Raw genomic sequence first — 12,692 nt, 5'->3', positions numbered from 1 at the left:
ACGACCGGGAGTCTTGATGGCCGACGTGCTGTACCGACGGAAACGACGCCACGCTACGGACAGCATGCTGGAGTCGGCGCTGCGCTACGCCGAACTCGGCTGGCCGGTGGTCCGGGGCGCGGCCCCGGGCGAGGACCGCGCGTGTACGTGCGACCGGATGGGCTGTCCCGACCCGGCCGCCCACCCGGTCACCGCCGCCTGGGGCGTGGAGGCCAGCACCGACACCGAGACCATCCGCCGCTGGTGGACGGCGAGCCCGCAGGCCAACATCGTGCTTCCCACCGGCCGGGTCTTCGACGTTCTGGACGTACCCCGCGAGGCCGGGGTGATGGCTCTGGCCCGGATGGGCCGCGCGGGTGTACCGGCGGGCCCGGTCGCCGCCCTGGACGCGCGCTATCTGTTCTTCGTCGCCACCCGTTCCCCGATGGACGAGGACGAGTGGTGGTCCTGCCATCTGGACTGCGTCCCCGAGGCGGTCGAGGCGATGCCGGGCCTGCGCTGGCACTGCCGGGACAGCTTCGTCCTGGGTGCCCCCTCCGTCCTGCCCTCCGGCGGGCGCGTCACCTGGATCCGCACTCCGCGAGGCATGGAGGGTTCGGTGGTTCTGCCCGACCCCATCGCGGTCCTGGACATCCTCAACGACGCCAGCGAGGAGTTCGCCCACCCGGGCGCCTGACCGGAAGCGGATGGTGTGGCCGTATCCGGCCACAGCGGTCCGGGCACACTGTGTGATGCCCTAGCTTCGTCCGGGTGAGAGAACGCACCACGAACCATCCCCTGCGCCTACGCCTGATGGCCCTGTGCGCCGCCGCTGTGCTGTCCGTCAGCGCCTGCCGCGACGGCGACGACCAGTCCGCTGAGGCGGACGGGTCAGAGGAGAGCGTCGCTGAGGCGGACGCCGCCCCGGTGGAGAGCGGTCCCCTGGCGGGCCAGGAGGACCTGTCCGAGTACGGGATCACCTACCGGGTCCCCGACGGCTGGAGCCAGCCCCCCTCCCAGCTCGGGAACTTGGGCCTGGAGGGGGACCGCCCCGAGGTCGCGCACGCCGTCACCCGCACGGACGACGCCTACGTCGCCTTCGTCAGCCTTACCGTGATCGATCAGGACACCTCGGACGGGCAGGCCACCTCAACCGCGGAACTCGGGGTCAACTTTCGCCTGATACTCTCGCTGGCCGCCGAGGATTCCTTTGATGACAGCCAGGAACAGTACACCGTTCCCGGCACCGAGGAGGCGACCCGCGTCGACATCATCTTCACGGAAGCGGACCAGGAGCTGACCATGCTGTTCGTGGACACCGGTGCCGGGGCCGTCGCAGTACTCAGCGTGGGGATCGACCATTCGACCCAGCCCACCCCCGACGAAGTACCCGACGGCATCATCGAGGACATCCTCGCCTCGGTGGCCGTCGGATGAGCCCCGTCGTCCTCCGTTGAGCCCGGGTCAGCCGCCGTGTTGGCCGACCCACAGGGCCAGGGCGGTGCGGTCCCGCAGGTCCAGCTTGCGGAGGATGTTGGTGACGTGGTTCTTGGCCGTGCCCTCGGTGATGAACAGGGCGCGGGCGATCTCCCGGTTGGTGGCGCCCGTACCCACCAGGCGGGCCACCTCCCACTCCCGGTCCGACAGCGACGGCGGTGGTTCGGGAGCGGCCTCGGGAACGGGCTCGGCGGGGGCACCTGACCGGCCCAGGGCGGCGACGAGGCGGTCGGCGGCCGGGCCACCCAGGACCGTCTCGCCCCGGGCCGCCTGGCGGATGGCCAGCACCAGTTCGTCGGGCGGTACGTCCTTCAACAGGTAGCCGCGGGCGCCCGCGCGCAGGCCGCCGAAGACGAGTTCGTCGTCGTCGAAGGTGGTGAGGATGACCGCGGGCACCCCAGGGTGTTCGGCGCGCATCCGGCCGATCAGCTCGATCCCGTCCATGCGCGGCATACGGGCGTCCACCAGGGCCACGTCCGGGGGTGGGGCGGCGGTCAGGAACTCCAGGGCCTCCACCCCGTCGGCGGCGTCCCCGACGACCTCGATGCCCTCCTCGATCTCCAGCAGCTTGCGCAGCCCCTGCCGGAGCAGGATCTGGTCGTCCACGATCAGTACCGAAAGCGGCGTCACACGGCACCTCCAGCCGTAACCGTAGCGGTACGGCCGGTCGGAGCCGTGCCCGTGCCCCCACCCTTGCCCGCGGCCCCGGCGGGGACCGTCACCCGGAGCTGGAACCCGCCCCCGGGCAGGTTCTCAGCGTGTACGGAGCCGTCCACCGAGGCCACCCGCTCGCGCAGTCCGCGCAGCCCGAACCCGCTCCGGGCCGCCGCCTCCTCGGCGCCGCCGCCGTTGTCGGCCACCGTCACCGAAACCCCCTCCGGGGAGGCCGCCACCGCCACCTCGACCCGGTCGCCGCCGGAGTGCCGCATGGCGTTGGTCAGCCCCTCCTGGAGCGCCCGGTAACAGACCAGTTCGGCCTCCTGGGACAGCTCCGGCCAGCTCCCGGACTCGGTGAAGGCGATCTGCACCCCGCCGCCGTCGAAGGACTCCGCCATCGCCCGCATGGCCGCCGCGCCGGCGCGCCCTTCCAGTTGGAGCGGGCGCAGGGCCCGCACCCAGCGGCGGGTGTCGGTGAGGGCCTCCCGGGCCAGTTCCCGGGCCTGCTCGACCTCGTCCCAAGCCGCATCGGGGCGGGCGGTGCGGAAGCGCAGGGCGTTCGAGAGGCACATCGTGAGCGCGGTGAGGTAGTGCCCGGTGCTGTCGTGCATCTCCCGTGACATACGTGCCCGCTCCTCGGCGACGGTCAGCTCGCGTACCCGGTCCGCGTGGCGGCGGAGTTCGGCGTGGGCCTCCTCCAGCTCGGCGAGCAGGCCCCGGGTGCGTTCGGCGCGCTGTGAGGCGACCACCAGGCCGATGAACACCATGCCTGACAGAAACACCAGGAACAGCGTCCCCGCCGCGTAGACGAGGCTGATGGCCAGGCCGTTGTCAGGCACGACGGCCACCATGATCAGGGACGACCCGGCGGCCAGGGCCGCGTAACCGAACAGCCCGGCCAGCCCGAAGACCGCCACCGCGTTCATCGAGGCCACACACACGAGCAGGAAGATGGTGGATTGGCCGAGGAACACGGCGCCGAGCGCGGTCACAAGGAAGAGCGCGCTCGCGGCCTTGCGCGGCCACGACGCCCTCGGGGACCACGGCAGGAAGGGCCACAGGACCAGGGCGGACAGCAGGGCGCCCGCGCTGGTCAGGATGGCCGCCGCCAGATGTGGTTCGAGGCTGCTGAGCTCCTCTTTGACGTTTTCGGTGGTGAACACGGCGACAAAGGTCAGAGCGGTGGTCAGCACCGTGCCCCAGAACAGCAGGTCGAGCACTCGGGGCGCCCGGTCCTCGCGCAGCGCGATCCAGGAGGAGAGATCGGGCAGGGAATCGTTCTTCCGCATACTTCGAGAGTAATCGTGACGGGTTCCGCTCAAGGGTGGAGAGAGGTCATGGATTCAGGCACGGCCTGACCATGACCTCTGGCATGTTCGGGGCCTGTGCGGGTGCGTGACCGGGGCGTGCCACGGGGTCGATGTGGATTCCGCGGGGTTTTTCTAACGTGTTGTCCGAAGCCGTGAAAAGCGATTCGGGAGTCGGTGGAGAAATGGCGGAAAGCGCGACGGGAAACGTCGCTGAACAGGAGCAAGTCCCGGCCCCGTGGACGGGTGTGGCCGTGGCCTCGCTGGCAGCGCTGGCCGGGGCCGGGGTGAGTTTGTGGCTGTGGCCGGAGCTTCCGGAGATGGTCCCCAGCGGGAGGGCCGGGCTCGACGGCGAACCCTCGTTGACCCCGCGCTGGCTGTTCGCCGCGGCGATGCCCGGGGTCATTCTGCTGTTGGTCGCGGTCCTGGCCCTCGGGTCGCGCGTCGGGTTGCGGTTCCAGCGGTCGCTCCAGCTGCCGACACCGTGGTCGGGGCGCCGGGTCCGGGTGCTGATGGACCTATTCCTGGTGCTGATGGGGGCCTTCATGCTGGCCGTCCACGTGATCGTGCTCCACGGCGAGGCCGGGCGCGACCTGCCGCTTTCCACCGAACACCTGGTGGTGCTGCTCATGGCCGCCTTTTCGGTCGCCCTGGGACTGACGGTGCCGCTCATGCGCACCAGGGACGGTCTCGACAGCGTGGCCGTCCGTTGGTGGGAGCGGGCGCGCTGGCCGGTGGGTGTCGGCCTCATGCTGACCGGGGTGGTCACCGGGCTCGTCGGACTCCTGGTACCGGGGACTCTGTGGTCGGTCCTCATGGGCGTGCTGATGATGCCCGCGATCCTGCTCGGCTGCGCCTTCCCGTTCGTGGGCGACCAGAGCTGGCGGAACGAGTCCAGGAGTAAAGCATGAATATCGGGAGAACTATGCACAACGGAAAAACCGAAGTCGCCGCGAACGTGTTCACCACCGAGAAACTCACCCGTTCCTATGGCGCGGACGCCGGGGTCTTCGACGTCGACCTCTCCGTGCCGCGGGGCCGGGTCCTCGGGCTCGTCGGCCCGAACGGAGCCGGAAAGACCACGCTCCTGTCCGTCATCGCGGGCACCCGGCGAGCCGGGAGCGGACGCGTGGACCGTGCCGCCGAACGCGTCGTGCTCTGCCCGGACGTTCCCGACTTCGAGCCCTGGCTGACCGCCGCCGAGGTGGTGGAGCTCAGCGCGCGCATCGCACGTGTGCCGGTGACGGACCGGGACGTGGCCGCCGCCCTGACCCGGGTGGGCCTGTCGGAGGCGGCGGACCGCCGCAACGGCCGCTTCTCCCGCGGTATGCGCCAGCGGCTGGGCCTGGCCGCCGCCCTCGTCTGTCAGCCGGACGTCCTCATCCTCGACGAACCCGCCTCCGGGCTGGACCCCCAGGGACGGGTGGACGTCCTCGACCTCATCACGTCGCTGCGCGACGACTGCACGATCATCCTGGCCAGCCACCTGCTCGGTGACGTCCAACGGGTCTGTGACGACGTCGCGGTCCTGGTCCGGGGGCGGCTGGTCTACCAGGGACCGGTGGCGGACATCGCCGACCGGGGCCGCCCCGGCGCCTGGCACGTGCGCGTGCGCGGCTCCGCGGAGCGGCTGACCGAACTCCTGCGGGCCGAGCCCTGGGTCACCACCGCGGCCCCGGTGGAACCGGACTGCGTCTACCTGGAGGCCGCCGACGCCGAGCACGGTGAGCTCGGCGTCCCCCGGCTGCTCGCCGAACACGGCATCCCGCTCGTCGCCATGACGGGTCACGAGGCCGACCTCGAATCCGCCTTCCTCTCCCTCACGAACAGGAGGAGCCGATGAACGGCGCCCTGTACCGGCTCGAAGCCCGCCGACTGCTCCGCACCCACTCGCTCCTGGGCCTTGTACTGCTCTGCGCGGTGGCGGGGGTCGCAGGCCCCGTGCTCGGCTACTTCACCGAGGACCTGGTGAACATGGCCGACCCCGGGATGGGGCTGGTGGCCGACCTGCCGGAGATCACCGCCGTCGACGCCCTGGGCGGCTACATGGAGTTCGCCGCTCCCCTGGGCGTGCTCGTGCTCGTCCTGATGGCGGCGGCCTCACTGTCGGTGGACTTCAGCCCGGGCCGCGCCGTCTTCTACCGCTCCCGGGTCTCGGGCGCGGCGGACCTGATCCTGCCGCGCTTCGCCCTCCCCGCCCTGGCGGCCGGCGTGGCCTTCCTGGCGGGGGCCCTGGTCACGTGGGGGACGACCTCGCTGCTCTTCGGATCCCTGCCCCTGGGTCCGACCCTGCTGGGTGCGCTCCTGACCGCTCTCTACCTGTTGATGGCGACGGCGCTGGTGGCCCTGGTGTCCACCCTCACGGTCAGCACACTGGCGACGGCGGGCTTCTCCCTGCTCGCGCTGGTGGCGGTCCTGGTGGTGGGGCAGATCCCCTTCCTGGCCCACCTGGGTCCCAGCGGACTGTTCCAGGGACAGGCGGCGCTGACCGCGGGCGCCACGGCCCTGGACTTCGTGCCGATGGCGCTGGTGACCGCCGTTCTCACCCTGGTGTTCCTGGGCCTGGCGATCCGCCTCAGCGCCCGCCGTGAGGTATGACCGCCATGACTCCGCTGTTCGTCGGCGTCCTCGTCCTGCTCTCCCTGATGGGGGTGGTCGTGCTGGGCGGGGGCATCGTCCTCGCCGTCGAGACCGCCAGACGCGCGACCCGGGAGATCGGGACGGGGCCTAAGGATCCTCCTGCTCGTCCTGCGCCCACGGCCCCCGCGGGCACCCACTCCGTGGGCCTGGGGCGACAGGTCCGGATCACCCACGACCTCTTGGAGCGCGCGGCCGCCGTGGGAGCGCCCACCGGGGAACTGCGCCAGCAACTGGCAGACCTGGAGCGCCACGCCGCCCGGGTCGACCAGCAGCTGGACGCCTTCGAGGAGTCCCGCGCGGGGGACGAACCCGAGCTCCTCATCCAGCTGCGCCGCCGCGCCGCTGTCATCTCCCGGGTACTCGCCCACATCCGCTCCTACCTCGCGCAGGAGGAGGCGAACCGGTCCAACGCCGAACTCGCCGACACGGTGGGGCGCGTGCGGATCGAGACCGAGGCGCTCAGGTCGATCCGCGCCGAGGACCCGCTGGCGGAGATCGAGCGCCTGCACCGCCTGGCCACCGAAACGGAGGGCGAGGAGCGCAAGTGACACCCCGCCGAACGTTCTGCCGGGTTCTGGGCGAACGGCGGGGTGGTGTGCCCGGATCGGGCGCTGCGCCTAGACCTTCGCGGCGTTGACCACGATGCCGTCGTGGTCGCTGTAGAGCCATTCGCCAGGGACGAACGTGACGTCGCCGAAAGTCACCGGGACGTCCTGGCGCCCGGCGGCGTCCTTGAGGGACTTGCGGGGGTTGGAGCCGAGTGCCTTCACCCCGAGCTCCAGCTGGCCGAGGGCGACGGTGTCGCGCACCGCGCCGTTGATGACCACCCCGGCCCAGCCGTTGCGCACCGCGGCCTCGGCGATCATGTCGCCCATCAGGGCGCTGCGCAGGGACCCGTTGCCGTCCACGACCAGGACGGCGCCCTCGCCGGGGGAGTTGAGGACCTGCTTGACCAGGCCGTTGTCCTCGTGGCAGCGGACGGTGCGGATCGGCCCGGAGAACACCTCGTGCTTGCCGTACTGCTGGAACTGCGTGGAGCAGCTGCGCAGGGTGTCGCCGTGATCGTCGATCAGGTCCGCCGTGGTGAAGTTCGTGGCCATGACAGCTCCGGTCTGTGAGAGAGCGGGTGGACCAGGCCAAAGTTACTCGCCGGTACCACGAGAGGGTGCGGCCGGGGCGCGTGTCTCCTTGGTCGGTACCGCCCGTGTCTTTCGTCGAAATCGCTTCTGGACGGACTTACGGGGGTCCAGCAGGTGACAGGATAAGAACCTTCCCGTCATCCATTCGTGGGAGTCCCGTCACCGGGAAGCCGCCCAGCGTTCCCCTGCTGCCCGAGCGGCTCTTCTCCCCGAACGATCCCAATGGAGAGAGATGTTCTCCGAGATCTTCGCCGTCAGTGCCGCCTGGTCGCGGGCCGTGGTCGACTCGGTCGCGGAGTTCGACCCCTGGGTCCAGCACGCCTTCGACCTGGGGACCGAGCTCCTCCTGGGCGTGTTCGCGATCCTGTTCCTCGCCTCGTGGTGGCGTGCCAGGTCCATCGACTCCCGGACGGTCGGCCTGGCCCTCTTCGCCCCTGTCGCCACGATCGTGGCCTACCTGGTCAGCAACACCATCAAGGGGATCATCGCGCAGGAGCGGCCCTGCCAGGCCATGACCGACCTGGCGGCCATCGCCACCTGCCCGCCCGCTGGTGACTGGTCCTTCCCCAGCAACCACGCCGCCATCGCCGGGGCCGCCGCCGCGACCCTGATCCTCGCCTGGCGGCGCATCGCCGTGGTCATCGCGATCTTCGCCGTCCTGGAGGCCTTCTCCCGGGTCGTGGTCGGTGTGCACTACCCGCACGACGTCACCGTCGGCCTCCTCGTCGGCGCGATCGTCGCGACCCTGGTCTCGCTGCTGGCGGCCCGCCCGTTGACCGCCCTCGTCGACAAACTCGCCGAGGTCAACACCCTCCGCCCCCTCCTGCGGGCCGAAACCCCCGCCCGGGGCCCCGAGGCCGAGCAGATCCGCGAGAACCACAACAGCCGGGTGTAGGGCCGGTCCTTCGCAGCACATGTGCCCCGTCGCGACCCTTCGGCGGGGCACACGTGTATGCCACGGGTTTCAGGGCGTAGGCCATGGGGCCGTGGCATCCTGAGTTTGTGTGGTTTTTCCGCGCAAGGAGCGGCCAAGCCACTCTCAGGGAGGGGAGAAGTTCGCGATGTTGCTGAGTTTCCGCGTGGAGAACCACAAGTCCATCCGTGAGGAGCAGCAGCTCCTCCTTACCCCCACCTACGACGACGCCCGTCCCGAATCGGCTGACTGGGAAGCTGTCACCGTCGCGGGCATCTTCGGTGCCAACGCCTCCGGCAAGTCGAACCTGCTCGACGCGCTTTCCTTCATGCAGGACCTCGTTCGTTGGTCCTTGAATAACGGAGAGCCTGGCAGCGGTATCCACAGGGAGCCCTTCGCGCTGAACGCCGAAGCCGCCACGGAACCCTCCATCTTTGTCGTCGACCTGATGCTCTCCGGGGTGCGTCACACCTATGGCTTCTCGATCAACGGAGCACAGGTTCTCGAGGAGTGGCTTTACACCTATCCGAAGCGTCGCAAGCGCGTCGTCTTCGATCGAGACGGCGCGGAGTTCGAGTTCGGCGACCGCACCCCCGCCAAGCTCCGCCAGGTCAAGGACCTCACCAGCCCTAACGTGCTCTTTCTGACGGTTGCCGCGCGCGCTCTCAACGAGGTGGTCGAGCCGGTGTACCGGTGGTTCTCCGAAGAACTGTTCTTCGCTGAGGAGAGGAGTTCGGAGCCTCCCGCGTGGGTGACCGAACGACAGGTGACCCAGGAACAGTTGACTCGCCTCAGCGAGCTTCTGCGCTCGGCTGACACCGGCGTTCGCTCCGTTGAGCTGAAGACGTGGCCAAGGAACACCGAAGGGGTGTTCGTCTCCCTGGAGGGACGGGTGGTACCGCCGGAGGAGTGGGACGACCTGCGTAAGGAGGAGACGGAGAAGATCGCGCGCGGCGAAGGTGATCCCTCACTTTTTTCGGCTGCCTCCTCAATGATCGCGCAGACGAGCGGACCACCCCCCCGGCTCCTCTTTCACCACGGTGATCCCTCTGTGCGCCCTTTCACCTGGGAGGAGGAATCCCAGGGCACCCGTACACTCACCGTCCTGGGCTATGAGGTACAGCGTGTCCTCGAAGCCGGTGGGGTTCTGGTGGTGGACGAGATCGATGCCCGCCTGCACCCACATCTCTCCGCGCAGGTGATCGCTCTCTTCCAGGACACGGTGAGGAACCCTCATGGCGCGCAGCTCATCTTCACCAGCCATGACGCGGCGCTCCTCGGGCAGATCCGGGGAGAGCGGGTCCTTCTGCGGGATCATGTCTGGTTCGTGGAGAAAGACCTACGCGGACAGACCACTCTCTACCCTCTCAGCGATTTCAAACCCAGAGGCGAGGACAACCGCGCAAGACGCTATCTGGTGGGGCGCTATGGAGGGGTTCCGGACATCGATGAGTCCACTCTGCGAGACGCACTCAGCCAGGGGGATGTCGAAACCAGGGCCTTCGATCCGGAAGGCGTGCCCAGGTGAGCAAGCGAGCCAAACGCCAAAGTGCACTGGGGCGTCAAAAAGCTGTCGACTGGGGAAAACGCAGGATCTACCTGATCGTCTGCGAAGGCGAGACCGAGAAGCGTTACTTCGACACGATGCGCGGGCACCCCGATATTCAGATCCATGCCGTGCACGTCCGTCAGGCGAAGCACCCGCAGCGGGAACGAGTGATCCGTACGGCCCAAGAAGCAGAGCGGAGCAACTACGCCGAGATCTGGGCGGTCTTCGACACCGACGGAGAGGACGTCGCTGTTCTCTGTGAGAAGGCTCGACAAGACGGTATCCGGACGGCCGCCTCCACCCCCACCTTCGAGGCCTGGCTGCTCCTCCACCTCACCGACCAACGCGCGGCTCTCATGAGCGGAGCCAAAGCAGAGAAGGCCCTGAAAGCCCTCCTCCCGAACTGGGGCAAGGGGCGGACACGATTCGAGGACTTTGCGGACGGACTCCAGGACGCCCTGGAACGGGCCGAACGCCTTCCCCCCGGAACGGACCCCAGTACCGGTGTCCACAGACTCGTGCGGGCGATTCTGCGCGGCTGAGGCGCTCAGACACCGCCGGACGCGTTGCGAGGCGGGTCACGGTCGCGGGGGAGGGGACAGCTGACACACTGGTGAGGTGGGTACTCAACAGACTTCAGCAGAGCTCTTCCAGCGGGCGGCCGCCGTCGTTCCCGGCGGCGTGAACTCGCCCGTGCGCGCGTTCGGCGCCGTCGGCGGCACTCCGCCGTTCTTCGTCAAGGGCGAAGGCCCCTACCTCACGGACTCCGACGGTCGCCAGTACGTCGACCTCGTCTGCTCGTGGGGGCCGCTCATCCTCGGGCACGCGAACCCGGCGGTGGTGGAGGCCCTCCACAGCCAGGTCGCGGCCGGGACCTCCTACGGTGCTCCGACCCCCGGCGAGGTCGAGCTCGCCGAGCTGATCGTCGAGCGAACCCCCGTGGAGAAGGTCCGCCTGGTCAACTCCGGCACCGAGGCCACCATGTCCGCGATCCGCCTCGCGCGCGGGTTCACCGGCCGCAGCAAGATCATCAAGTTCGCCGGCAACTACCACGGCCACGTCGACGCCCTGCTGGCCGCAGCCGGTTCCGGGCTGGCCACGTTCGCCCTCCCCGACTCCCCGGGCGTCACCGGGGCCAGCGCCGCCGACACCCTGGTGCTGCCCTACAACGACGTCGAGGCCGTCGAGCGCGCCTTCGCCGAGCACGGCGACGACATCGCCTGTGTCATCGCCGAGGCCTGCCCCGCCAACATGGGCGTCGTCCCGCCGAAGGCCGGGTTCAACACCCGGCTCAAGGAGATCGCGCACGCCAACGGCGCCCTGCTGATCCTCGACGAGGTCCTCACCGGCTTCCGGGTCAGCGCCTCCGGCTGGTTCGGTCTGGAGGGCTTGGCCCCCGACCTCATGACCTTCGGCAAGGTCATGGGCGGCGGTCTCCCCGCCGCGGCCTTCGGCGGCCGCGCCGAGATCATGGACCGTCTCGCCCCGAACGGCCCCGTCTACCAGGCGGGCACGTTGTCCGGTAACCCGCTGGCGACCGCGGCCGGTCTGGCGACCCTGCGCGGCGCCACCCCCCAGGTCTACGCACACATCGACAGCGTTTCCGCGCAGGTCGAGGCCGAGATCTCCAAGGCGCTCAGCGCCGAGGGCGTGACCCACCGGGTCCAGGGCGGCGGCAACCTGTTCACGGTGTTCTTCACCGACCAGGAGGTCACCGACTTCGACAGCGCCCGCACCACGGACACCAAGGTGTTCGCCGCGTTCTTCCACGCCATGCTCGAACAGGGCGTCTACCTGCCGCCCGCCGCGTTCGAGGCGTGGTTCTTCTCCGCCGCCCACGACGAGGCCGCCATCGACAGAGTGGTCGCGGCGCTGCCCAAGGCCGCTCGGGCCGCGGCTCAGGCCCAGGGCTGAAACCCAGGCTCAGGGCTGAGCTGATGCCCGCACCACGGACAGTGCCCGTACCCCGGACAGAAAGACTGCCACGATGACCACGACCACCGTCGTCCACCTGCTTCGGCACGGTGAGGTGTACAACCCCGAGAAGGTCCTCTACGGTCGGCTGCCCGACTACCACCTGAGCGACCGGGGCCAGCGGATGGCGGAGATGGCCACCGACTGGTTCGAGGGCCACGACATCGCGGCCCTGTTCTCGTCGCCGCTGGACCGCACCCAGGAGACCGCGGAGCCGCTGCAGAAGGCGTTCGGCCTCCCGGTGACCCTGGACGACCGGATGATCGAGGCGGCCAACAAGTTCGAGGGCATGTCGCTGTCCAAGAAGTCCGCGCGCGACCCCCAGGTGCTGAAGCGGCTCTACAACCCCTTCAAACCCTCCTGGGGCGAGCCGTACCAGCAGATCGTCGACCGGATGGTCGAGGTCATCAAGGTCGCCCGCCGGGCCGCCTGGGGCCGTGAGGCCGTGTGTGTCAGCCACCAGCTGCCGATCTGGATGGCCCGCCGCGCTGCCGAGGGCAAGCGCCTGTGGCACCGACCCGACCTGCGGGAATGTAACCTCGCCAGTGTCACGTCGCTGACCTTCGCGGATCAGCGGCTGGCCAGCGTCAGCTACGCCGAACCGGCCGCCGTGCTCTACGGTGACGGTCCGTCGCTTCCCGGGGCCTGACCCGTCAGGGTTGCCCGTAGCGGTAAGCTGGGGCCACGGGTGCGGTAGACGTGCGTTTAGTGAGCGTCGTCCTCCCCGGGGCCCGCCCCGGTCGCACCGGCCACCCGCGCCGCGCGCGCGTGTGCCCGGGCGAGCCCAGCAACCGCATCCGAGCCAGCCGGTGTTCGTCACCAGTGGTTCGGCATGTCCGTACTCACTCGTCAGCGAGAAGGTGATCCCATGGGTTCCGTCATCAAGAAGCGCCGTAAGCGGATGGCGAAGAAGAAGCACCGCAAGCTGCTCAAGCGCACGCGTGTGGCTCGTCGCAACAAGAAGTAGGACCGTTCGCGGCGTACGTCGTCTCTCCGCGGGCGCGGGCGGGCCCAGGCACGCCCCGGACGCGGAGACA

15 protein-coding genes are annotated in these 12,692 nt (G+C 69.5%); 12 read left to right on the top strand and 3 right to left on the bottom strand.

All coding sequences use genetic code 11. The features are described from left to right. Positions 1-16: 16 nt before the first annotated feature. Entirely contained in the window at positions 17-676 is a 660-nt protein-coding gene (locus D457_RS0114365; protein ID WP_026116651.1) for a bifunctional DNA primase/polymerase, read from the top strand. A gap of 74 nt (positions 677-750) precedes the next feature. Continuing rightward, a complete protein-coding gene (locus D457_RS0114360) occupies positions 751-1,416 on the top strand; it encodes a hypothetical protein (RefSeq protein ID WP_239646105.1) in 666 nt (221 codons plus the stop codon). Between the two features lie 27 nt (positions 1,417-1,443). On the opposite strand, the gene D457_RS0114355 is transcribed toward D457_RS0114360, so the two are convergent. Beyond that, complete coding sequence (locus D457_RS0114355; RefSeq protein WP_017581364.1) at positions 1,444-2,106, bottom strand: response regulator; 663 nt, start codon at positions 2,104-2,106, stop codon at positions 1,444-1,446. Continuing rightward, entirely contained in the window at positions 2,103-3,422 is a 1,320-nt protein-coding gene (locus tag D457_RS32555) for a sensor histidine kinase (protein ID WP_017581363.1), read from the bottom strand. Before D457_RS32555 ends, D457_RS0114355 begins: the two co-directional genes overlap by 4 nt. A 203-nt stretch (positions 3,423-3,625) precedes the next feature. Here D457_RS32555 and D457_RS0114345 point away from each other — a divergent pair, with 203 nt between their 5' ends. The 4 genes from D457_RS0114345 to D457_RS0114330 are packed head-to-tail and all read left to right on the top strand — an operon-like array spanning position 3,626 to position 6,628. Next, positions 3,626-4,351: an SdpI family protein gene (locus tag D457_RS0114345; protein ID WP_017581362.1), complete on the top strand. Its 726-nt coding sequence runs from the start codon at positions 3,626-3,628 to the stop codon at positions 4,349-4,351. Further along, complete coding sequence (locus D457_RS0114340) at positions 4,348-5,283, top strand: ABC transporter ATP-binding protein (RefSeq protein WP_239646104.1); 936 nt, start codon at positions 4,348-4,350, stop codon at positions 5,281-5,283. The genes D457_RS0114345 and D457_RS0114340 overlap by 4 nt, the downstream gene beginning before the upstream one ends. Beyond that, positions 5,280-6,038 (top strand): hypothetical protein, encoded by a 759-nt coding sequence (locus tag D457_RS0114335; RefSeq protein ID WP_017581360.1) that lies wholly within the window; start codon positions 5,280-5,282, stop codon positions 6,036-6,038. The genes D457_RS0114340 and D457_RS0114335 overlap by 4 nt, the downstream gene beginning before the upstream one ends. A 5-nt stretch (positions 6,039-6,043) precedes the next feature. Beyond that, complete coding sequence (locus D457_RS0114330; RefSeq protein WP_026116650.1) at positions 6,044-6,628, top strand: hypothetical protein; 585 nt, start codon at positions 6,044-6,046, stop codon at positions 6,626-6,628. A gap of 69 nt (positions 6,629-6,697) precedes the next feature. Here the strand turns inward: D457_RS0114330 and rraA are convergent, their stop codons facing one another. Further along, positions 6,698-7,180: a ribonuclease E activity regulator RraA gene (rraA, locus tag D457_RS0114325; RefSeq protein ID WP_017581358.1), complete on the bottom strand. Its 483-nt coding sequence runs from the start codon at positions 7,178-7,180 to the stop codon at positions 6,698-6,700. 271 nt (positions 7,181-7,451) lie between these two features. Between rraA and D457_RS0114320 the strand changes: the two genes are divergently transcribed. From D457_RS0114320 to D457_RS34765, 6 genes are all read left to right on the top strand, one after another. After that, positions 7,452-8,114 (top strand): phosphatase PAP2 family protein, encoded by a 663-nt coding sequence (locus tag D457_RS0114320; RefSeq protein WP_017581357.1) that lies wholly within the window; start codon positions 7,452-7,454, stop codon positions 8,112-8,114. A gap of 166 nt (positions 8,115-8,280) precedes the next feature. After that, entirely contained in the window at positions 8,281-9,660 is a 1,380-nt protein-coding gene (locus D457_RS0114315) for an AAA family ATPase (protein WP_017581356.1), read from the top strand. Next, positions 9,657-10,223, top strand: coding sequence for an RloB family protein (locus tag D457_RS0114310; protein WP_017581355.1), 567 nt, complete (start codon positions 9,657-9,659; stop codon positions 10,221-10,223). Before D457_RS0114315 ends, D457_RS0114310 begins: the two co-directional genes overlap by 4 nt. Before the next feature lie 76 nt (positions 10,224-10,299). Continuing rightward, the gene (hemL, locus tag D457_RS0114305; protein WP_083926759.1) at positions 10,300-11,595 is read left to right on the top strand and encodes a glutamate-1-semialdehyde 2,1-aminomutase; all 1,296 of its coding nucleotides are present in this window, start codon (positions 10,300-10,302) and stop codon (positions 11,593-11,595) included. Between the two features lie 73 nt (positions 11,596-11,668). Beyond that, entirely contained in the window at positions 11,669-12,304 is a 636-nt protein-coding gene (locus tag D457_RS0114300) for a histidine phosphatase family protein (RefSeq protein WP_017581353.1), read from the top strand. Positions 12,305-12,523: 219 nt separating this feature from the next. Beyond that, positions 12,524-12,622, top strand: coding sequence for a 30S ribosomal protein bS22 (locus D457_RS34765; protein ID WP_013155353.1), 99 nt, complete (start codon positions 12,524-12,526; stop codon positions 12,620-12,622). Positions 12,623-12,692 lie beyond the last annotated feature (70 nt).

It is taken from the genome of Nocardiopsis valliformis DSM 45023 (genome assembly GCF_000340985.1).
Lineage (GTDB): Bacteria > Actinomycetota > Actinomycetes > Streptosporangiales > Streptosporangiaceae > Nocardiopsis > Nocardiopsis exhalans.
Note: the sequence above shows the minus strand (reverse complement) of the source record. Positions and strands in the feature narration are given on the sequence as shown.

Coding starts and splice junctions, on each gene's coding strand:
- D457_RS0114320 (WP_017581357.1), top strand. CDS start 7,452: ATGTTCTCCGAGATCTTCGCCGTCAGTGCCGCCTGGTCGCGGGCCGTG.
- D457_RS0114340 (WP_239646104.1), top strand. CDS start 4,348: ATGAATATCGGGAGAACTATGCACAACGGAAAAACCGAAGTCGCCGCG.
- D457_RS34765 (WP_013155353.1), top strand. CDS start 12,524: ATGGGTTCCGTCATCAAGAAGCGCCGTAAGCGGATGGCGAAGAAGAAG.
- D457_RS32555 (WP_017581363.1), bottom strand. CDS start 3,422: ATGCGGAAGAACGATTCCCTGCCCGATCTCTCCTCCTGGATCGCGCTG.
- D457_RS0114345 (WP_017581362.1), top strand. CDS start 3,626: ATGGCGGAAAGCGCGACGGGAAACGTCGCTGAACAGGAGCAAGTCCCG.
- D457_RS0114335 (WP_017581360.1), top strand. CDS start 5,280: ATGAACGGCGCCCTGTACCGGCTCGAAGCCCGCCGACTGCTCCGCACC.
- D457_RS0114300 (WP_017581353.1), top strand. CDS start 11,669: ATGACCACGACCACCGTCGTCCACCTGCTTCGGCACGGTGAGGTGTAC.
- D457_RS0114330 (WP_026116650.1), top strand. CDS start 6,044: ATGACTCCGCTGTTCGTCGGCGTCCTCGTCCTGCTCTCCCTGATGGGG.
- D457_RS0114315 (WP_017581356.1), top strand. CDS start 8,281: ATGTTGCTGAGTTTCCGCGTGGAGAACCACAAGTCCATCCGTGAGGAG.
- D457_RS0114365 (WP_026116651.1), top strand. CDS start 17: ATGGCCGACGTGCTGTACCGACGGAAACGACGCCACGCTACGGACAGC.
- rraA (WP_017581358.1), bottom strand. CDS start 7,180: ATGGCCACGAACTTCACCACGGCGGACCTGATCGACGATCACGGCGAC.